21 protein-coding genes and 1 pseudogene are annotated in these 19,261 nt (G+C 65.8%); 6 read left to right on the top strand and 16 right to left on the bottom strand.

Translation table 11 applies throughout. The features are described from left to right. Window position 1: 1 nt before the first annotated feature. The 6 genes from X265_RS28190 to ygfZ form a co-directional block, all read right to left on the bottom strand. Window positions 2-2,707 (bottom strand): DUF2339 domain-containing protein, encoded by a 2,706-nt coding sequence (locus X265_RS28190; protein ID WP_128967790.1) that lies wholly within the window; start codon window positions 2,705-2,707, stop codon window positions 2-4. A gap of 46 nt (window positions 2,708-2,753) precedes the next feature. Next, window positions 2,754-3,716 (bottom strand): NUDIX hydrolase, encoded by a 963-nt coding sequence (locus X265_RS28185; protein ID WP_128967789.1) that lies wholly within the window; start codon window positions 3,714-3,716, stop codon window positions 2,754-2,756. Window positions 3,717-3,735: 19 nt separating this feature from the next. After that, on the bottom strand, window positions 3,736-4,242 hold the full coding sequence (locus X265_RS28180; protein ID WP_092298450.1) for a tyrosine phosphatase family protein: 507 nt from the start codon (window positions 4,240-4,242) through the stop codon (window positions 3,736-3,738). 131 nt (window positions 4,243-4,373) lie between these two features. Next, window positions 4,374-4,988, bottom strand: coding sequence for a YfbR-like 5'-deoxynucleotidase (locus X265_RS28175; RefSeq protein ID WP_128967788.1), 615 nt, complete (start codon window positions 4,986-4,988; stop codon window positions 4,374-4,376). Beyond that, the gene (locus tag X265_RS28170) at window positions 4,985-5,611 is read right to left on the bottom strand and encodes a DNA-3-methyladenine glycosylase I (RefSeq protein ID WP_128967787.1); all 627 of its coding nucleotides are present in this window, start codon (window positions 5,609-5,611) and stop codon (window positions 4,985-4,987) included. The genes X265_RS28175 and X265_RS28170 overlap by 4 nt, the downstream gene beginning before the upstream one ends. After that, window positions 5,608-6,483 (bottom strand): CAF17-like 4Fe-4S cluster assembly/insertion protein YgfZ, encoded by an 876-nt coding sequence (gene ygfZ / locus X265_RS28165; RefSeq protein WP_128967786.1) that lies wholly within the window; start codon window positions 6,481-6,483, stop codon window positions 5,608-5,610. Before ygfZ ends, X265_RS28170 begins: the two co-directional genes overlap by 4 nt. A gap of 95 nt (window positions 6,484-6,578) precedes the next feature. On the opposite strand from ygfZ, the gene X265_RS28160 reads away from it, so the two are divergent. The 5 genes from X265_RS28160 to X265_RS28140 all read left to right on the top strand — a co-directional run bounded on the left by X265_RS28160 (window position 6,579) and on the right by X265_RS28140 (window position 10,596). Further along, window positions 6,579-7,913 (top strand): dihydroorotase, encoded by a 1,335-nt coding sequence (locus X265_RS28160; RefSeq protein WP_128967785.1) that lies wholly within the window; start codon window positions 6,579-6,581, stop codon window positions 7,911-7,913. A gap of 80 nt (window positions 7,914-7,993) precedes the next feature. Further along, window positions 7,994-8,863 carry a sulfurtransferase gene (locus tag X265_RS28155; RefSeq protein ID WP_128967784.1) on the top strand — a complete coding sequence of 290 codons (870 nt, stop codon included), beginning with the start codon at window positions 7,994-7,996 and terminating at the stop codon, window positions 8,861-8,863. A gap of 99 nt (window positions 8,864-8,962) precedes the next feature. Then, complete coding sequence (locus X265_RS28150; RefSeq protein ID WP_164938830.1) at window positions 8,963-9,649, top strand: RNA polymerase sigma factor; 687 nt, start codon at window positions 8,963-8,965, stop codon at window positions 9,647-9,649. 88 nt (window positions 9,650-9,737) lie between these two features. Further along, window positions 9,738-10,271, top strand: coding sequence for a DUF4142 domain-containing protein (locus tag X265_RS28145; protein WP_128967782.1), 534 nt, complete (start codon window positions 9,738-9,740; stop codon window positions 10,269-10,271). A 10-nt stretch (window positions 10,272-10,281) separates the two neighbouring features. Beyond that, a complete protein-coding gene (locus tag X265_RS28140) occupies window positions 10,282-10,596 on the top strand; it encodes a cupredoxin domain-containing protein (RefSeq protein WP_128967781.1) in 315 nt (104 codons plus the stop codon). A 42-nt stretch (window positions 10,597-10,638) separates the two neighbouring features. Here X265_RS28140 and X265_RS28135 read toward each other — a convergent pair whose 3' ends face one another. The 4 genes from X265_RS28135 to X265_RS28120 all read right to left on the bottom strand — a co-directional run bounded on the left by X265_RS28135 (window position 10,639) and on the right by X265_RS28120 (window position 12,409). Beyond that, window positions 10,639-10,905, bottom strand: a complete 267-nt coding sequence (locus X265_RS28135; RefSeq protein ID WP_092227477.1) for a hypothetical protein — start codon at window positions 10,903-10,905, stop codon at window positions 10,639-10,641. A gap of 141 nt (window positions 10,906-11,046) precedes the next feature. Further along, the gene (locus X265_RS28130) at window positions 11,047-11,424 is read right to left on the bottom strand and encodes a TIGR02301 family protein (RefSeq protein ID WP_128969442.1); all 378 of its coding nucleotides are present in this window, start codon (window positions 11,422-11,424) and stop codon (window positions 11,047-11,049) included. Between the two features lie 46 nt (window positions 11,425-11,470). Then, window positions 11,471-11,905 carry an NUDIX hydrolase gene (locus tag X265_RS28125; RefSeq protein ID WP_128967780.1) on the bottom strand — a complete coding sequence of 145 codons (435 nt, stop codon included), beginning with the start codon at window positions 11,903-11,905 and terminating at the stop codon, window positions 11,471-11,473. Window positions 11,906-11,908: 3 nt separating this feature from the next. Beyond that, complete coding sequence (locus X265_RS28120) at window positions 11,909-12,409, bottom strand: hypothetical protein (RefSeq protein WP_128967779.1); 501 nt, start codon at window positions 12,407-12,409, stop codon at window positions 11,909-11,911. A gap of 63 nt (window positions 12,410-12,472) precedes the next feature. On the opposite strand from X265_RS28120, the gene X265_RS28115 reads away from it, so the two are divergent. Then, the gene (locus X265_RS28115; RefSeq protein ID WP_128967778.1) at window positions 12,473-13,231 is read left to right on the top strand and encodes an SOS response-associated peptidase; all 759 of its coding nucleotides are present in this window, start codon (window positions 12,473-12,475) and stop codon (window positions 13,229-13,231) included. A 112-nt stretch (window positions 13,232-13,343) separates the two neighbouring features. Here the strand turns inward: X265_RS28115 and X265_RS28110 are convergent. The 6 genes and pseudogenes from X265_RS28110 to X265_RS28085 form a co-directional block, all read right to left on the bottom strand. Then, window positions 13,344-14,537: pseudogene (locus X265_RS28110) on the bottom strand (CaiB/BaiF CoA transferase family protein). A gap of 36 nt (window positions 14,538-14,573) precedes the next feature. Next, complete coding sequence (locus X265_RS28105; protein ID WP_128967777.1) at window positions 14,574-15,515, bottom strand: glycine reductase; 942 nt, start codon at window positions 15,513-15,515, stop codon at window positions 14,574-14,576. 275 nt (window positions 15,516-15,790) lie between these two features. Further along, the gene (locus tag X265_RS28100; RefSeq protein WP_128967776.1) at window positions 15,791-16,372 is read right to left on the bottom strand and encodes an NUDIX hydrolase; all 582 of its coding nucleotides are present in this window, start codon (window positions 16,370-16,372) and stop codon (window positions 15,791-15,793) included. 9 nt (window positions 16,373-16,381) lie between these two features. Then, window positions 16,382-16,813, bottom strand: coding sequence for a GNAT family acetyltransferase (locus tag X265_RS28095; protein ID WP_128967775.1), 432 nt, complete (start codon window positions 16,811-16,813; stop codon window positions 16,382-16,384). Beyond that, window positions 16,810-18,237 (bottom strand): FAD-binding oxidoreductase, encoded by a 1,428-nt coding sequence (locus X265_RS28090; RefSeq protein WP_128967774.1) that lies wholly within the window; start codon window positions 18,235-18,237, stop codon window positions 16,810-16,812. The genes X265_RS28095 and X265_RS28090 overlap by 4 nt, the downstream gene beginning before the upstream one ends. Window positions 18,238-18,254: 17 nt before the next feature. Next, on the bottom strand, window positions 18,255-19,244 hold the full coding sequence (locus X265_RS28085; protein WP_128967773.1) for an L-threonylcarbamoyladenylate synthase: 990 nt from the start codon (window positions 19,242-19,244) through the stop codon (window positions 18,255-18,257). Window positions 19,245-19,261: the final 17 nt, after the last annotated feature.

The following is a 19,261-nucleotide window of genomic DNA, read 5'->3' as shown; positions in this document are numbered from 1 at the left end:
GTCAACTGCCCGTCTGAGGCGCCGGCGGTGGTGTGACCTGCCGCCGGAACAGGATGCGCTGGTAGAGCCAGCCGATCGCCACCAGTACGATGCCGAGGCACATGAAGGACAGCGCCCGGTAGACGCCTGTGAGCGTCGACATGTCGATCACGAAGGCTTTCAGGACCGTCAGTGCAATGACGGCCGCAGACGCCAGCCGTGCGCGCTCGGAGTTGACTGTTATGCCGACACCGAGCAGCACGACGCCGAAAGCGAGCCAGCCGATCGAATAGGTGTATTGCTCGGCCCCCGTGGTCTCGCCGCTGTCGAGGAACGGACCGTGATAGAAGCGGCGGATCTCCAGCGTGAGGTAGGCGAGTGCGAACACCAGCGCGCCGCCCGCGATCGTGTTAGCGTAAACCTTGCCGCGTTCGCCGGCCGCCGCATAGGCGAGCAGCAACATCAGCACCGCCGGCAGCCCGTAACCGAGCAGCAGCAGGTTGAACACTGCGCCGCCGACATCGATGCGCCAGATCAGCGGGTTTTCCAGGATCAGGAGGCCGAACACGCTGACGAGGCCGGCGATCGCGGTGAGCACGACCGCGCCGACATTGTGCACGATGCTGTGGCTGCGCAGCCGCAACCGCTCCAGCCCGATCGCCATGGCCAGCGCCACGCAGACCTGCAAGGCGGCCTCGAGCAGTGACGGCGTTGCAATGATGTCGCCGCCGGTTGCGAGATGGCGGACCTCCATGAAGGCGAGCAGCGCAGTGAACAGGATCGCGGCAGCTTCCACCATGCGCAGCGGCGCGTCGTCGCCGCGGCGGCGCAGGAGGATGCTCGCCCCCCAGAACGAGGCCGCGGGCAGGCCGTAGCCCCACAGCAGCCAGTTCAGGATTGGCGTCGTGCCGACGGCATCGCCGACGATGCGCGGATCATAGACGATGCGTGCGGTGACGATCGCGGCGAAGATGGCGGCCAGCCAGCGCAGGAACGGGATCGGCCGCTGCATCGCAATCCAGGCCGTGCCGAGCGACATCAGCGCCAGTGCAATGGTGAGCCAGCCCTTCTCCAGCGCGAAGGTCAGCGCCAGCGCCAGCGCGCCGAGCGTGCCGGTGGCAAACAGCGCCGTCGAGATCGCAAGGCCCGGCCGGGTCTCGCGGCGGGTCAGCGCTTCCGTCGCAGCGCCAAGGCTGGCTGCGAGCAGCACCGCCAGGATCGCGAACGGGATCGAGCGATCCAGATGAGCGATGCGGGCGTAGAGGGCGATCAGGATTGCGATCGGCGTGGCGACGCCCGCCGCCGACCACACCACGGGGATGATCGCCGAACGGGATCGTCCCTGCGCGAAGAAGCCCGCGATGCCGAAGCCGGCGGCGAAGATTGCGGCCATCACCAGATGCTGCGTCACCGCGCTGTCGGTCGCGGTCGGCGCGATGCCCGGCATGGGGCCGCCCGGCAGCACCAGCATGTCCGGATTGGCGCGCACGGCCCATTCGGCGAACACGATGAACACGGTCGCGGCGGCCGCCCCCAGCGCGCCGACGGCGGACTCCGCGCGCCAGGCGACGAACAGCGTCGCCGCAACGAGAAGCGTGAAGGCGATCAGCGAGAGATCCGCATGAGCGCTCGACAGCACGATCAGCATTGCGCCGAACAGATAAGCACCCAGCGCGCTCGATGAGACCGGCTCGATCTGCCCGTCCTCGATATCAGGGCCGAACGTGAATCCGCAGACCACGAGCAGTGCGGCGAGTACGAAGCCCGCGATCGCATGGAAGGCGTGCGGCGCGACCTGCAGCTCGCCGGTGTCGAGGCCCGGGAAGATCCAGAGCACGGCGAAGACGATGGTGGTCACGGCGAGCCAGCGCCACAACCGGATACGGGCGAGGCCAAAGCTCGCGGCGGTGACGATGGCGAGATAGATGTACAGCGCCCAATAATCCGGCTTGTCGCTGGAGACGAGCACCGGAGTTGCGAAGGCGCCGACCACGCCGAGGCCCGCGAGGGCCGGCCCGTGCAGCAGCGCTGCCGCCAGCGTGCCCATCGCAACGATGCCGAGCAGCACGAAGGCGGTGGCAGGCACGAGGAAGCCATAGAGCGCGTACGCTGCATAGACGGTTGCGAACGCGACCGCCGTTCCGGCCGCGGTCAGGATCGCGGGGATGTTGGCGATCGGCAGTGCCTGAAGGGTGGAGATGCTTTCCTTGCGCCGCGTCCATTCGCCGGCGGCGAGCAGCGCGGCCGCGAACAGGCCGCCGAGGAACACGCGCACGCCGGGACCGAGCAGACCCGCCTCGATCGAATAGCGCACCATGAAGAAACCGCCGAGCGCAAGCGCAAGGCCGCCGATCCACACCACCCAGCGCGTGCCCAGTCGCTCCTCGAAGCCTGGTGCCGGTGCGGGCAACGGCGGCGGCGCATCGGCTTCGGGGCTGGCCTGGGGCGGGGGCGGCGCAGCCTCTTCCATGACGAGCGGCGGCGGTGCGACGTCGACCTCGGCCTCAGCTTCGGGTGCAAGCGGTGGCGGTTCTGCCGTGGGCGCGCTCACGTGCTCCTGCACGGGCAAGGGCGGCGGTGGCGGGACCTGTCGCTGCGCCTGCAACGCGGCTTCCAGCGAGCCCAGCCGCCGGCGCAGTTCGGTCGTCTGGTTCGACGCCTTCAGCGCGATCAGGAAGGCGACGATCGCAATCATCACCGCAAAGACGTCGAACGGGGCGTCGAACATAGGGCCTCCAGGCGATCGGCGGGCAGGGGCCGATCGCAAACTTGATCTAGCGCCGGGAGCGTACGCGCAAGCCCGGGGCGGGTCGCTCCTGGAGCACGTCACGGCGGAAGCGATAGAGCGCCGCCGGTCTCCCGCCCGTCTGTGTCGACATCACGCCGGTCGGTTCGACCAGGGCTTCGGTTTCGACAAGGCGGCGGAAATTCTGCTTGTGCAGGTGGCGGCCGGAGATCGCCTCCACCGTGTACTGCAACTCAGTGAGTGTGAACTCGGCGGGCAAAAGTTCAAACACCACGGGCCGATACTTGAGTTTTGCACGCAGCCTGGCGATCGCGGTGGCGAGGATCCGGCGGTGATCGAACCGCATGGAGGTGCCGAGCGCGGGCAGCGCCTTGCGCGCCAGTGCCGCAGGCCGGCCGTCGCGCCTGGCCTCCTCGACGAGGCCGGCCTCGTACAGGAGCTCGTAGCGGTCGAGCACGCGCTCCTCGTCCCAGGCAGCACCCTCGAGACCGAAATAGAACCGCACGCGATCCTTCCGCGGCAACGCGCGGGTGGTCTCCGCCGGCTCCTCCTCGGCCCAGGCGGTCAGCGCCGGGATGATGTCGCGGGCAATGATCGCGGGGGGCGCCTCGCGCCGGTCTTCCCAGGGGAAGAAGCGATACCAGGGCTCGAAGCTCGCCGCATTCGCGGCGCCTTCGGCTGCGCGCGTCAGCGCCAGATAACCGATCGACACCATATGCGCGCCGATGTCGCCGGCCTCCGCATGGCGGCCGCGATCACCAAAGGTGTAGAGCTGCTCGACATAGCCGAGCCGCAGGCCTGCCTGTTCCTCGACCCAGGCGCGCAGGCCGATCTCGAAGGTGCGATGGCTCGGCGCATCGAACGGACCGAACGGGAGGCCGGCGAGCCCGTCGCTGCCCCGCGCGGTGAGCACCAACGGCTCGTGATCCTCGATCGCGACGATCGCGGCAGTCAGGCCGATCTCGATCGGCGTCAGCAGCTTGTCGCTCATCCCGTGACGATCGCTGATGTCATTCGAGCTCGATCACGAAGGGGCGGCCTTCGACCAGCATCTCGCCTGGGCCCATCTCGTCGAGAGCGCGCAGCATACGGCCGTTACGCCCCAGCGCGCGGTCGGCAAGGCTGACGATGCGCCGGTTCGGCGAGGCGACCGGAGATGCTGCTCGGATCTTCTTCGCGATCTCGACCTCGTCGCGATCGGGATTGAGCGCGCAGACGGCGGCGAATGCGCTCGCCGTCGAGCGGCTGATGCCGGCATAACAATGCACCACCAGCGGTGCGCCGCGATCCCAGCCGCGCACGAAATTCAGCACCTGATCGATGTGAGCTTCGGAGGGCGCGACAAAACCGTCCATCTCCTCGGTGATATCGTCCATCGACACCTTGAGATGGTTGGCCGGCAGCACCGACACCGGTCGCGCCACCTGCTCGACATTGGCCATCACGGTCAGCACATGACTGGCCCCGGTGCGGCGGACGGTTTCAGGGAGGGCGGCGAGCGAACAGACGTGGATCATGGCGGACCTTTTGGGCGGTGATTATAGCCGGTGCCGTAGGGTGGGCAAAGCGAAGCGTGCCCACGTTCCCGGGCGCAGGCATCCGAAGACGTGGACACGGCGCAAGGGCGCCCTTGCCCGCCCTACAGCACCTACGCAAACACGGCGCCGAACCGCTCCAGAAATTGCTTCTCGGCCCGCGCCGCCGTCCAGGGCGTCAGATAGTCGCGCCTGACACTGTCGGAGAGGCCCGGATCCTTGCCGAACAGGCGCTTGGCCTCGCTCTCGCTGAAACCGGCAAGCTCGGTCGCCTCGAGATAAGCCGCGCCGCGATCAGCGGCCTTGATCGCTAACGTGATCTCGTTCGGCAGCACCGGCGGCAGGCTGAAGCGGATGTGGATGGCACCTAACAGGCGCTTCTCCACGGCCTTGTAGTGGCCGTCGAGGACGGCCTTGAAAGGCGAGATCATGTCGCCGATCACATATTCGGGTGCATCGTGCAGCAGCGCCGCGAGCCGCATGCGCGCATCGACGCGCGGCATCTCGTGCCGCAGCACGGTTTCCACCAGCAACGTGTGCTGCGCAACCGAGAAGATGTGCGCACCGGTGGTCTGCCCGTTCCAGCGCGCGACGCGTGCGAGCCCATGCGCGATGTCGGCGATCTCGACGTCCAGCGGCGAGGGATCGAGCAGATCGAGCCGCCGGCCCGACAGCATGCGCTGCCAGGCGCGGGATTCCGCGCCGGGTGCAGTCTTCTTCGCGGTCATTTGGCCTTGAGGCGCGGCTTGCGCTGCATCTTGCTGCAGGTCGCATGGCAATGGCAGTCGACGAGATGGTCGTTGACCATCCCGGTCGCCTGCATGAAGGCATAGACGATGGTTGGACCGACGAATTTGAAGCCGCGCGAGGACAGCTCCTTGGAGATCTGCACCGACAGCGGTGTCGAGGCCGGCACGCTGGCCGTGGTCTTGAAATTGTTGACCTTGGGCCTGCCGTCCATGAAGTCCCACAAGAGCTTCGAGAACCCCGGGCCCTTTTCCATGATGTCGAGATAGGACTTCGCGCTCAGGATCGTGCCCTCGATCTTGGCGCGGTTGCGGACGATGCCGGCGTCGTTCATCAGCGCGTGCACCTTTTTGTCGGTGTAGCGCGCGATCTTCTCCGGCTGGAAATCGTCGAAGGCTTTACGGAAATTATCACGCTTGCGCAGGATCGTGATCCAGGAGAGGCCGGCCTGAAATCCGTCGAGGATCAGCTTTTCATAGAGCGCGCGGTCATCGTACTCGGGCACGCCCCATTCGGTGTCGTGATAGGCGACATAGAGCGGATCTTCGCCGGGCCAGGGGCAGCGGGTCTTTCCGTCGGGGTGCAGGCGGGGAGCACGGCTCATGCGGTGGGTTGCTTTGCGGGAATGCGGACGACGTCGGGTTCGGCGAGCTTCACGGCGAGGCCGCCGGCGGTGAGCGGCTGGCCGGCATCGAGCGCGTCCGCAAGGCGGTCGATCCGCACCAGTGCGATGCCCTTGCCGCGGGCGCTCGAGCCGATCGTGCCGACCGGCTTGTCGCCGGCGAGAATGGTCGCGCCGGCCTCGGGCGAAGGACCGTCGAGCAGCACCTTGACGCTGCGGGTGCGCGCGGTGCCGCGATGCTGCATGCGCGAGACAACCTCCTGGCCGACATAGCAACCCTTGTCGAAATCGACGCCGGCGAGACGGTCCATGTTGGTCTCGTGCGGGAACGCGTCGCTGTACATGAAATCGAGGCCGCCGCGCGGCACCCCGAGCGCGATACGGTGTGCTTCGTAGTCGGACGCGTCGACCAGCTCGGCGCCGATGAGATCGGACAGTTTTTGCTTGAGATCTTCAGGGATCAAAATGCGGATGCCAAGCTCGCCATTGCGCGGGTCAGTGAAGGCGAGGTCCGGCTGCGCTGCCGGCGAGCCGTCCCAGGCCGCGAGCACGCCGAGATCGAGGATGTCCACAGTCACCTTGGCGCGCAGCTTGTAGAATTTCAGCTTGGTGGCGAGGGTGTCCGCCAGTGCCCTGGGGCAGTCGATCAGGAACCCGCCGCCATGGCCGGCGGGCGCTTCCGTGATCAGGAAATCCACGATGATCTTGCCCTGCGGCGTCAGCAGCGCACCGAATCGGCCGAGGCCCGGCTTGAGCCTGTCGAGATCGGTCGTGATGAGGCCGTTGAGGAAGTTGCGTGCGTCATCGCCCGCGACCTTGATCACGCCCCGGTCGGGAAGAAACGCTGATTTCATGCGAAAATCTCTTGCGACATGGTGCTCCGGAACGTAAGCCCGCAGGGCATAAACGACAAGACCTCGAGCCCTGCGCTTGGGGATGAGAGAGGCCCATGACCCAGCGTTTCGATGTGATCCTCAGGGGCGGCACCGTCGTCAACCAGGACGGCGAGGGTGTCCGCGATATCGGCATCACCGGCGGGCGTATCGCCGAGCTGGGCTCGCTGTCGCAAGGCTCCGCCGCCGAGGTGATCGACTGCAAGGGCCTGCACATCCTGCCCGGCGTCATGGACACGCAGGTGCATTTCCGCGAGCCGGGGCTGGAGCACAAGGAAGACCTCGAGACCGGCTCGCGCAGCGCCGTGATGGGCGGCGTCACCGCGGTATTCGAGATGCCGAACACCTCGCCGCTCACAGTGACCGAAGCCACCTTCACGGACAAGGTGAAACGGGCCCATCACCGCATGCATTGCGATTTCGCCTTCTTCATCGGCGGCACGCGCGAGAACGTGCAGGACCTGCCGGTGCTGGAGCGCGCACCGGGCTGCGCCGGCGTGAAAGTCTTCATCGGCTCCTCGACCGGCGCGCTGCTGGTGGAGGACGACGAAAGCCTGCGCCGCATCTTCCAGGTGATCCGCCGCCGTGCCGCGTTTCACGCCGAGGATGAGTACCGTCTCAACGACCGCAAGTCGCTGCGCATCGAGGGCGACCCGCGCTCGCATCCGGTCTGGCGCGACGAGACCGCGGCGCTGATGGCGACGCAGCGCCTGGTCAAACTCGCGCACGAGACCGGCAAACGCATCCACGTGCTGCACATCTCGACCAAGGAAGAGATCGAGTTCCTGCGTGACCACAAGGATGTCACCTCCTGCGAGGCGACGCCGCATCATCTCACGCTGGTGGCCCCCGAATGTTACGAGCGGCTCGGCACGCTGGCGCAGATGAACCCGCCGGTGCGATCAGCCGATCACCGCGCCGGCATCTGGCGCGGCATCGAGCAGGGCATCATCGACGTGCTCGGCTCCGACCACGCCCCGCATACGCTGGAAGAGAAGCAGAAGACCTATCCCGCTTCGCCTTCCGGCATGACCGGCGTGCAGACGCTGGTGCCGCTGATGCTCGATCACGTCAACGCGGGCCGCCTGTCGCTGGCACGGTTCGTCGATCTTACCAGCGCCGGCCCCGCGCGACTCTACAACATGGCTTGCAAGGGCCGCATCGCCGCCGGCTATGATGCCGATTTCACAGTGGTCGATTTGAAACGCAGCGAAACCATCACCAATAAATGGGTCGCGTCGAAAGCCGGCTGGACGCCGTATGACGGCTTGCGCGTCACCGGTTGGCCCGTCGGCACGTTTGTGCGCGGCACGCGCGTGATGTGGCAGGGCGAGCTGGTGACCCCGTCGCAAGGCGAGCCGGTGCGGTTTCTGGAGACGCTGAAGCAGTAGGGGGTGGGGCGCAGGCTGCTCCCCACTCGCAATGACGAGGGGAGAGGTCTACACTTCCTCTTGAACGGGAGTGCAGTCCAGTGGCCCAGCCATCATCCCTCATCACGACCGAGCAACTCGCCGCTGTCCTCAGCGACCCCGACCTTCGCCTCTACGACTGCACGACCTATCTCGAACCCGCGCCGCCAGGCAGCCACGTGCCCTATCGCGCCGTCCCCGGTGACAAGACCTTCGCCGCCGGCCACATCCCCGGCGCCGATTTCCTCGACCTGCAGGGTGAGTTCTCCGACACCTCTGCGCAGCAATTCTTCATGATGCCCGATGTGGCGCAGCTCGAAGCCGCCTTCGGCCGCCACGGTCTCGATGCGAGCAAGACCATCGTGCTCTACAGCATCGGCACCATGATGTGGGCAACGCGGTTCTGGTGGATGTTGCGCTCGCTCAGCGTCGACGCGCGGGTGCTCGATGGCGGCTTCGATAAATGGAAGGACGAGGGGCGCGCGGTCGAAACAGGTGCCTCGAAGGGCTATCCGGCCGCGACCTTCAAAGCCGTGCCACACCCCGGCTTCTTCGTTGACAAGACCATTGTGAAGGCCCGGATCGGCGATCCCTCGACGATCATCGTCAACGCGCTCGGGCCGCAATATCATCGAGGCCTCGAGCCGAGCCGCTACGGCCGGCCGGGCCGCGTGCCCGGCAGCGTCAATGTACCGGCTGCAACGCTCGTCAATGCCGACAAGACCTTGGCCCCGCTCACCGACGCCCAAGCCAAATTCACCGCGGCGGGCGTCACCCGCGACAAGAACGTGATTCTGTATTGTGGCGGCGGTATCTCGGCGACGATCGACCTGCTGATGCTGACGCAGCTGGGCTACGATCGGCTGACGCTCTACGATGCCTGCATGGGCGAGTGGGCGAGGGACCCGGCGCTGCCGATCGAGACAGATTAGGCGGAGGATCTTACCTCCCAGGGAAGGGTTAGAAAGTCGGGAACCTTTCCTGCCGGCCGGCATCCAATGTCCGGAACAAATGGAGACAGGGTGATTGCCATGCAACGGACCGCAGCCGGCCTGTCCGCCGGCGCAAGAACGTCGGAAGCCGAATTGATCGATCGGGCGCGCGATCGGGACGAGGCTGCGCTCCGCGAGATCATGCAGGCGAACAACCGCAGGCTCTATCGCCTCGCGCGCGGCATCCTGCGCAGCGACAGCGAAGCCGAGGACGTGGTGCAGGAGACCTACGTCCGGGCCTTCACCCATCTCGACGGCTTCAAGGGCGAGTCCGCGCTGTCGACCTGGCTGTCCCGTATCGCCATCAATGAGGCGCTCGGACGGGTACGAAGCGCAAAACCGCATGTCGAGCTCGGTGCGGTACCGGAAGAAGCGCTCGAGGCGCAGATCATCAAGTTTCCCGTTTCTCCCGCAGGCGATCCGGAAAGGACCATGGCCCAACGTGAAATCCAGCGCGTCGTCGAGCGCGCCATCGACGAGTTGCCGGATGTCTTCCGCATGGTGTTCGTCGCCCGGGTCATGGAGGGCATGAGCATCGAGGAGACGGCCGATCTGCTCAGCGTCAAGCCCGAGACCGTGAAGACGCGGCTGCATCGGGCCCGCACGATGTTGCGCGAGAATGTCGAGAAGGAGATCGGCCCTGTCATGATGGACGCGTTTCCATTCGCCGGCTGGCGCTGCGAGCGCCTGACCGTGGCGGTGCTGAAGCGTCTCGGTGTCGGCTGAAATTTCTCGGGAACGTTTGCGCCAAACCTCCATCCAATTCCTGTGAAGCGACGCCGGCGAAACGTCCGGCAGCACAGGAGTGTCAAACATGTTCGTTCGTCGGAGCGCGGCGATCGCCGCAGCCATTCTGTTGTCCAGCCCCGTGCTGCTGCAAGGCGCGCGGGCTGCAGACAAGCTCACCGATCCGCAGATCGCCCACATCGCCTACACTGCTGGCGTGATCGACATCAACGCGGCCAAGCAGGCGCAGAAGAAGGCCAAGAACAAGGACGTCAAGGCGTTCGCCGAGGACATGCTGCGCGACCACGAGGCTGTCAACAAGCAGGCGCTGGCGCTGGTCAAGAAGCTGAACGTCACGCCTGAGGACAACGACACCAGCAAGGCGCTGTCGAAGCAGGCGAGCGACAAGCTGGCCGAGCTCGACAAGCTGAACGGTGCGGCCTTCGACAAGGCCTATGTTGCCAACGAGGTCGCCTACCACAAGACGGTCAACGGCGCGCTGGAGACCCAGTTGATTCCGTCCGCCAGCAATGCCGAGCTGAAGAGCCTGTTGCAGACCGGCCTGAAGATTTTCCAGGGCCATGAACAGCATGCCGAACACGTCGCGGCCGAGCTGAAGTAAGGACCGTGCGATGAGGCTGGGACGGCTATCTTCGATCGCCCTTGTCTTCGCGACGACCGCCGTCCCGGCGCACGCCGGGACCATCGAGATCACGATGCAGAATCTCGTGATCTCGCCGGCCGAAGTGTCGGCGAAGGTCGGCGACACCATTCAATGGATCAACAAGGACGTCTTCGCCCACACCGCCACCGCGAAGAACGGCGATTTCGACGTGAATCTGCCGCCCAACAAGTCGGCCACATCAGTGCTGAAGAAGGCGGGAACGGTCGACTATTACTGTCGCTATCATCCCAATATGAAAGCGACGCTCAAGATCGCGCCGTGAGGAATGGCCGCGCCCGTATGGCGCGGCTGTCTTCGGCGGATCTTATTGCCTTGCAAGGCAGACCGAGAATTCGCCGTTGCGAATGCGGGCGGGAAAGCCCTCGACGAACTTCGCCACCGCGTCCTCGCCATAGGTGCCGACGAGTTCGGCCAGCGCCGCAAACAGGCTCGCCTGGGCCAGGCAGTCGCCATCGACGCCGTCATGGCGCGCCTCGGCCCAGGCCTCGTTCAGATAGCTCAAGGCGGCCTGTTTCTGCTCGTGGTCGGGCAGCGGCGCGCGGGCGGGGGCGTAGGAAATCGGCTGGCTCATGAAACTCGATCAGGGCTGGGGCGCGATCCACGGCGATGCGCTGCACGAAGAGGTGTAGCACGGGCATTAACGACCGCTAGGCCACATCTTTAAGAACGGTTAACGGCTGTGAACAAAGTCGATGACAGAGTTCCGACGAGCTCAGTTCGCGTAACGCGCCGTCAAGTCCCGCGAGATCTTCGAGCCTTCCTCGATGTAGCGGCGGATCGCCACCGTCGCTGCCGGCGTGCAGCTCCGGTAGGTCTGCTGAAAGCCGTTATAGCCGCGGTTGAACCCGGCGATCATGCGGGTGCGGCGTTCGCCGGAGGGGGTTTCGGCATCGATCAGCGCCTGCATCTCGTTGCGCCATTTGTTGCCCTCGTTGGCGCCGCAAATACCACGCAGGTAATGCAATCCGCCGAGGATCTCGGCCAGCCGCTGCAAATCGGCGTCGAACGGCGCTGCCGCGTCCTGGGCCCGGACGGGCGCGGAAGCGCAGGCGAGAATCAGGGCTAAAATGGCTAGAAATCGCGTCGACATCGGCGGGCTGTATGCCCCTTCAGGGCTGACGACGCAAGGCGGGCGCTCAGGGGCCAATCAGCCGGTGGGCGGACTGGATAATCTCCTCCAGCCCTCCTGTCAGCTTGAGGTCGCCGAGGCTGCCCAGGGCATCCGGGGCGATCCAGCTGAAATCGTCGAGCTCGTCGTTCAAAGACGGTTCCCTGGCCGTCCAGCGGGCGGCAAAGGACATGATCAGATAATGGCCGGCGCCCGGTGCGGCCGGCAGCACCTCGCGCCAGCCGGCAAGCCCGACGATCTCGATCTCGAGCCCAGTTTCCTCGTCGACCTCCCGCCTCAGCGCCTGGTGCAGCGATTCGCCGAACTCGACCCGGCCGCCCGGCAGCGAATAGAAGCCTTGGGCGGGCGAGCGGGCGCGGCGGGTCAGCAGCACCTTGCCCTCGCGGAAAATCGCGGCGCTAACCGCGATCTGGGGATGAGTGGGCTGGGGGACCGAAGCCACGGTTCAGTTCGCCATGATGGTGTCGACGTCGGCTTCCGCGCCGCCATTGATAATGCCGCCACAGGCTGCGATCAGAGGCTTGACCCAAGCCGTCGCCTGTTCGGCGAGGCGGACACGGGTCGCGTCCTTCTCGACCTCGCGCATGGCCGAGCCGACCGCGGTCAGGATCGAGGTCATGGTGTCGGTGATGTGGTCGAACTGGGCCCGCACGGTGGGATCGGCCTTCTCATAGGCTTCGATGGCGAGATCCCGGGCCTTGAAGTTCGAGGCCGTAAAATGCTCGGCATAGGACAGCGGCGACCAGGTCAGAAAGTCCTCGGCGCATTCCGGCATGTCCGGGATCATCTCCAGGAGCATCACCGCTTCATTGAAATGGTTGAGATAGTCGGTGGCAAGCCCGGTCCGCGGGTTGATATTGGCCACGCGCAGCCGTTCCGCCCAGGCCGCAGCCTCAGGGCCCGTCTGTACATGCGTCCGCGCGGGTTGGGAGGCCATTGAGCTCATCGGCCGCAGTGTTAACGTTCGGGGTTAAAAGGACCTGAACGCACCCTATATAGACGCTTCGAGATGTGTGGACGCTTCGTCATAACTTCGGCCCCCGCGGCTTTACGGCAACTGTTCGGCTATATCGAGCAGCCGAATTTCCCGCCCCGGTACAATGTCGCGCCGACGCAACCGATTCCGGTCGTGTTGGTCGAGAATGGCGCGCGCCATTTCCGCCTGATGCGCTGGGGATTGCTGCCGAGCTGGGTGAAGGATCCCAAGGGCTTTACGCTGCTGATCAACGCGCGCTCCGAAACGGTGCTGGAGAAGCCGGCCTTCAAGAAAGCGATTCGCCGGCGGCGCGGCCTGATCCCGGCCGACGGCTATTACGAATGGAAGGCGGAGGACGGCCGCAAGCAGCCGTTCTTCATCCACCGCGCCGACGGTGCGCCGCTCGGCTTTGCCGCGGTGTTCGAGACCTGGATCGGGCCGAACGGCGAGGAACTCGACACGGTTGCGATCGTCACGGCGGCCGCGGGCGAGGATCTCGCCGCGCTGCATGACCGCGTGCCCGTGACCATCGGTCCTCGCGATTTCGAGCGCTGGCTCGATTGCCGTGGCGACGAGATCGACGCGATCCTGCCGCTGATGACCGCGCCGCGCATCGGCGAATTCGACTGGCACCCGGTCTCCACCCGCGTCAACCGCGTCGTCAACGACGACGAGCAGCTATTGCTGCCGATCAGCGCGGCAGAGATCGAGGCTGAGGCGGTGAAGCCAAAGAAGGTCGCGCGGAAGGCGGCCACCGTGTCGGCCGATGACGGGCAGGGGTCGTTGTTTTAGCCCCGTTTCCGTGGGGTGGGCAAAGCGAAGCGTGCCCACCATTGCGTGTTGAGGAAAGAGAGATGGTGGGCACGGCGCGTTGCGCCTTTGCCCATCCTCCGGTAACGGAGTTCTAAACGATCTCCCTTGCCCTCAGTGCCGCGATCTCCGCCGCATCAAACCCTAAATCGCCGAGCACCGCATCCGTATCCGCGCCCAGCTCCGGTGCCATGCGATCGAGCTTTCCGCCACCATGCGCGAGCTTGAACCCGCTGCCGGCAAAGCGGAGGCGGCCGTAGGGCGTATCGAGCTCCTGGATCGCGCCGCGTGCCTTCACCTGCGGATGGTCGATTACCTCCTCGACCTTCCAGATGCTGGCGCAGGGCGCGCCGGCGTCTTCCAGGATCGTCTCCCATTCGCGCGCGGGTTTGGCGGCGAGTGCCTCCTCGATAATGGCACGCAGCGCCGGTTCGTTCTCGTTGCGTGAGAACCAGTCGGCGAAGCGCGGATCCGACAGCGTGTCCTCGCGGCCGAGCGTGGTCATCAGCGCGCGGTACTGCTTCTCGTTGTTGACTGCGAGCAGAATGTAGCCGTCACCGGCCTTGAACAGATTCGCCGTCGTCTTGCGGCTCACGGCCTGGTTGCCCGACAGCTGCTGGCGATGGCCGGCGACCGACCAGTCCGCGATCTGGCCCGACAAAAACGCCAGCGTCGCCTCCAGCATGGAGACGTCGACGAGTTGGCCTTTGCCCGTGCGGTCGCGCTGGTAGAGCGCGCTCGACACCGCGAATGCGGCCGTCGCGCCCGAGAGAACGTCGCACACCGCAAAGCCTGCGCGCGTCGGTCCGGTCTCGGGGTGACCGGTAATCGCCATGATGCCCGACAATGCCTGCATCTTGCCGTCATAGCCGGGTCGCAGGCGGTCCGGTCCGGTCTGGCCGAAGCCTGACACCGCGCAATAGATCAGCTTTGGATTGATCGCGGAGAGCGCTTCTTAGCCGATGCCGAGCTTGTCCATGACGCCCGGGCGAAAATTCTCCATGACGACGTCGACTTGTGCCGCGAGCTTCTTCACGATCGCGATCGCCTCGGGCTTTTGCAGATCGAGCGTCAAGCTCCGCTTGTTGCCGTTGATCGCCTGGAACGCCGGCGCCAGCCCGCGCTCGGCCCATTCGCGCGAGAGCGGCGTGCGGCGCATGTCCTCGCCCTCGCGCCGCTCGACCTTGATGACGTCGGCCCCTAGCAGCGCGAGCTGGTAGCTCGCATAGGGGCCGGCGAGCACTTGCGTGAAGTCCAGGATTTTCACGCCCTCGAATGGTCGCGTCACGTCGCTCTCCCTGTTTGCTTTGGTTATTGGAGGACGTCAGGCGGCGCGATTGCCGCGCGCGATCTCCTTCTGCTTGTCGAATTCGGCGCGGCGGCGCGCCAGTTCCTCCGGAGACAACTGCGCGACGTTGTTGTAGTCGAGCTTCCAGGACGCGTCCTCGCTCCAGCGCAGCGGCGACTGCATCGTGGTCTGCGGCCCGCTCGCGGTCTCCAGCAGCCTCAAGGCCAGCTCCAGCGTCTGCGCCTGCGAGGCGACGTCATGCGGCTTGCCGGCGGAATTGCCGAGCGGGAAATCAGAGAACAGGTAGCGCGGGACAGCGGCGTGCTCGATGATGTCCTTGGCGCAGCCCATGATGACGGTCGGAATCCCGCCTGCCTCCAGGTGCCGCGCCACCAGCGCCGTGGTCTGGTGACAGACCGGACAGTTCGGCACCAGCACGGCGACGTCGATCTTGTCCGCGAGACAGCGCGCCAAGATCTCCGGCGCGTCGGTGTCGAGCGTGACGCGATGGCTGCGATTGGTCGGGGCGCCGAAGAAGCGCGGAGCGACTTCGCCGATGCGGCCGGCAGCGGACGCTTTCAGCAGCTGCGGCAGCGGAAACCAGGTGCCGCTGTCGGTGGCCGAGGTGTGCTTGCGGTCGTAGCCGATATGGGAGATGCGAAGGTCGTGCGGCTGCGACGTGTCCCCGTCATAGACCTGGTAGAACTTCGCGCTGCCATTATACGCCGCGCCCGGCCCCTGGTCGCCCTTGGCGGGATCATAAGGCGCCGCCGTGGTGATGATCGTGACGCGAGACTTCGCCAGCGGCTTCTTCAGCGGCTGAAACGGCGCCGCGGTGTAATGCGCCCAGCGATACGGCGTGGTGTAGCCGATGGCCGCGTAATAGTCGCGCGTGCGCTGCATATAGGGAATGGGGGAGTCGTAGTCGGGCGCAAAGCCGAATTCATCGTCGCGCGGGGCGGACGTCTCAGCTGACATGGGCGCGTCTCCTGGTTCTTGTTGAGCGCCAGACTAGAGATAGTTTTCGGGTTGCTCAACGGGGGGAGCGCCGGCGCAGGTCTGAATTGCATGCGCTATGGCTCGCCGCGCGGGAGGTGCGCTCCCTCGCCCGGCTTGCGGGGAGAGGTTGGGGCGAGGGGGAGCCTCCGAGAGGACGGTGAGAGTTGGGTTCGCGGAGGCTCCCCCTCACCCCAAATTCGCGCTACGCGCAAATTCCGACCTCTGCCCGCAAGCGGGGCGAGGTGAAGATAGCTCTATCTGAAGATATGCAGTGCCACGTATTGCAGCAGCATGATCGCCTTGGCGTCGATGATGCGGCCATCGGTGATCATTGTCAGCGCCTCGTCGATGGAAAGCTCCAGCACCTCGATGTCCTCGCCTTCGTGCGCGAGGCCGCCGCCGGCGCTGACGCGCATCGAAGGTTCGTACTCCGCGACGAAGAAATGCAGCTTCTCGGTGATGGCGCCGGGGCTCATGAAGGCTTCGAACACTTTTTCGACGTGATGCAGGCGATAGCCGGTTTCCTCCTCCGCTTCGGCGCGGATGCGCTTCTCGGGCTTGGCGTTATCGAGCACGCCGGCGGCCGCTTCGATCAGGAGGTCGTCATAGCCACGGATGAAGGCGGGCAGACGGAACTGGCGCACCAGGATCACGCTGCGTTGAGCGCGATTGTACGGCAGCACGGCGGCGGCGTTGTCGCGCTCATAGGTCTCGCGATGCTGGGTCTGCCACTCGCCGCTGGCGCGCCGGTACTCGAACGTCGTCTCCTTCAGGGGCGTCCAGTTGTCCGAGAGCACGCGGACGTCCTTGATGCGGACGCGATCGGAAATGGTCATTGCTGTCTTTCAGTGTTCGCGGCCGTCGAGCCACTTCTGGAACATCACCGAGGTCGATTCCTCGAAGCCGAGCGACTGATAGAACGCATTGGCTTGCGCATTCTCGCGGCGCACCAGCAGCTGGAGCTTGGCGATGCCGGCCGCGCGCAGCCAATCCTCGGCGGCTGTCATGACGAGGCGGCCATACCCGCGCTTCTGGCAATCGGGATCGACCGCGACGTAATAGACCCAGCCGCGATGGCCGTCATGACCGACCATGACCGTCGCGACGATCGCACGGACGTCGCGGCCGATCAGCACGGTCGAATTGCCGCGCCGCCGAGCCAGCGCGATGTCGGCGTGCGGATCGTTCCAGGGGCGCGTCAGGCCGCAGCGCTGCCACAGCGTGACGACATTCTCGACATCGGCATCTTTGATCGCTTCGATTGCAAGAACGCTCACAGCACCTTCCCCGGATTCATGATGCCGAGCGGGTCGAGCATCGTCTTGATCGACCGCATCAGCTCGATCGCGGTCTTGTCCTTCACCTCCGGCAGCTCGTCGCGCTTGAGCACGCCGATGCCGTGCTCGGCCGAGATCGAGCCGCCCATGCGCAGCACGATCTCGAACACGACGGCGTTCACCTCGTGCCAGCGCGCCAGGTAATCGGCGGTGTTGGCGCCAATGGGCTGGCTGACATTGTAGTGCAGGTTGCCGTCGCCGAGATGCCCGAACGGCACCGGCCGCGCGCCGGGGATCAGCTTTACCACGGCCGCGTTGGCTTCCTCGATGAAGGCGGGCACGGCGGCGACGGGCACCGAAATGTCGTGCTTGATCGAGCCGCCCTCGGGCTTCTGCGCCGCCGACATTTCCTCGCGCAGTTTCCAGAAATTGTTGCGCTGGGCGAGGCTGGCCGCGATCACGGCGTCGTCGACGATCTCTTCTTCCATGGCGCGGGCGAGGATCGTCTCCAGCGGCGTACGGGCATCGTCGCTCGCAGAGGACAATTCCATCAGCACGTACCAGGGGTGCTTCTCTGCGAGCGGATCCCGCACGTCGATGCCGTGGCGGACCGAGAAATCGACCGCCATCTCCGACAGCAGCTCGAAGCTCGTCAGCGCATTGGCGGCTTCGCTCTGCGCGATGGTCAGCAGTTTGAGCGCTGCCGCCGGCGATTTCAGCCCGACATAGGCGGTCTCGACCGCACGCGGCTTGGGAAACAGTTTGAGCGTCGCCGCGGTGATGATGCCGAGCGTGCCTTCCGCGCCGATGAAGAGGTTGTGCAGATTGTAACCGGTGTTGTCCTTCTTCAGCTTGGACAGCACGTTGAGCACACGCCCGTCGGCGAGCACTACCTCCAGCCCCAGCGCCATCTCGCGCGCCACGCCATAGGCGAGCGCGGCGGTGCCGCCGGCATTGGTCGAGAGATTGCCGCCGATCGTGCAGCTTCCCTCTGCGCCGAGCGACAGCGGAAACAGCCGGTCCACCTCCGATGCCTTCGTTTGCGCGACCTGCAGCACCACGCCGGCTTCGACCGTCATGGTGTTGGAGGCGGTGTCGATCTCGCGGATCTTGTCCAGGCGTCGCAGCGAGACCACGACCTCGCCATGATGCGGCGTCTGCCCGCCGACGAGCCCGGTGTTGCCGCCCTGCGGCACCAGCGCGATCTTGTGCGCGGAGGCGAGCTTGCAGATCGCGGAAACTTCGGCGGTCGAGCCCGGACGCAGCACCAGCGGCGAGCGGCCGTGGAACAGATTACGCTCTTCGGTCACGTAAGGCTGGATGTCGGTCGCATCGGTGATCGCATGACGATCGCCGACGATCTTACGGAACTGGTCGATCAGCTCGGGCGCGAGCGGCGGGGTAGCGGATTGGTTGATGTTCATTGTCTCGTCTTCCACTCTTATCTCGCAACAGCCGCGCGCCGCAGCCGGTCGTTGATCGCTTCGCCCAGACCTTCCTCGGGAATTGCCATCACGGCGATCGCCCGTGGGCTCTTCGCATCGAGCGTGCGAAGATAGCCGAACAGATTGGCGGCGGCTTCATCGAGATCAGCCGCGGGCGACAAATTCATGACAGCGGCGGCGGCGTCCTGGCCGGGCAGGCGCGCAGGGCCAAACGCCAGCAGCGCTTCATCAGGCGCAACGTCCCGCGCGCGAAGCCGCACGGTCGTGCGCGGGGCGTAATGCGAGGCCAGCATGCCCGGGGCCAGCGGCTGGCTGTCGCCGCTGTCGGCTTCCACGGCCGGCCGCGCCAGGCTCGCACCGAGCACCGCCTCGATCCGTTCGCGCGACAGCCCGCCCGGGCGCAGCAGCATCGGCGTCTCGAAGCAGCCGACAATGGTCGATTCCACGCCGACCGCAACCGGGCCGCCGTCGACAATCAGGTCGATCCGCCCGGCAAGATCGCTCTCGACATGGGCAGCCAGCGTCGGTGAGACGTGGCCTGAGATGTTGGCGGACGGCGCCACCACCGCCCCGCCAAAGGCGCGCAAGATCGCCTGCGCTACCGGATGGGCGGGAACGCGGATCGCGACCGTGTCGAGGCCTGCGGTGGCAAGATCGGCCACCGGACAGTTCTCCGTCTTCGGCACCACCAGCGTCAGCGGTCCCGGCCAGAACGCCTCGGCAAGCCTGAGAGCGCGCGCATCGAACCGGCCGATCCGCCGGGCGGCGGCGAGGTCTGCGACATGGGCGATCAGCGGATTGAAGGCCGGCCGCCCCTTGGCGCTGTAGATGTGGGCGACGGCCGTGGCGTTGGTGGCGTCCGCGCCGAGCCCATAGACCGTCTCGGTCGGAAACGCGACCAGCCCGCCCGCGGCCAAGGTCCCGGCGGCGGCCTCGGCGGCAGCCGCGCCGGCCGGCAAAATCAGTGTCTGAACACCCGTTTTCACAGGGATAAAATTCCTCA

The organism is Bradyrhizobium guangdongense, from assembly GCF_004114975.1.
Taxonomy (GTDB): domain Bacteria; phylum Pseudomonadota; class Alphaproteobacteria; order Rhizobiales; family Xanthobacteraceae; genus Bradyrhizobium; species Bradyrhizobium guangdongense.
This window is presented reverse-complemented; position numbering and strand designations above follow the sequence as displayed.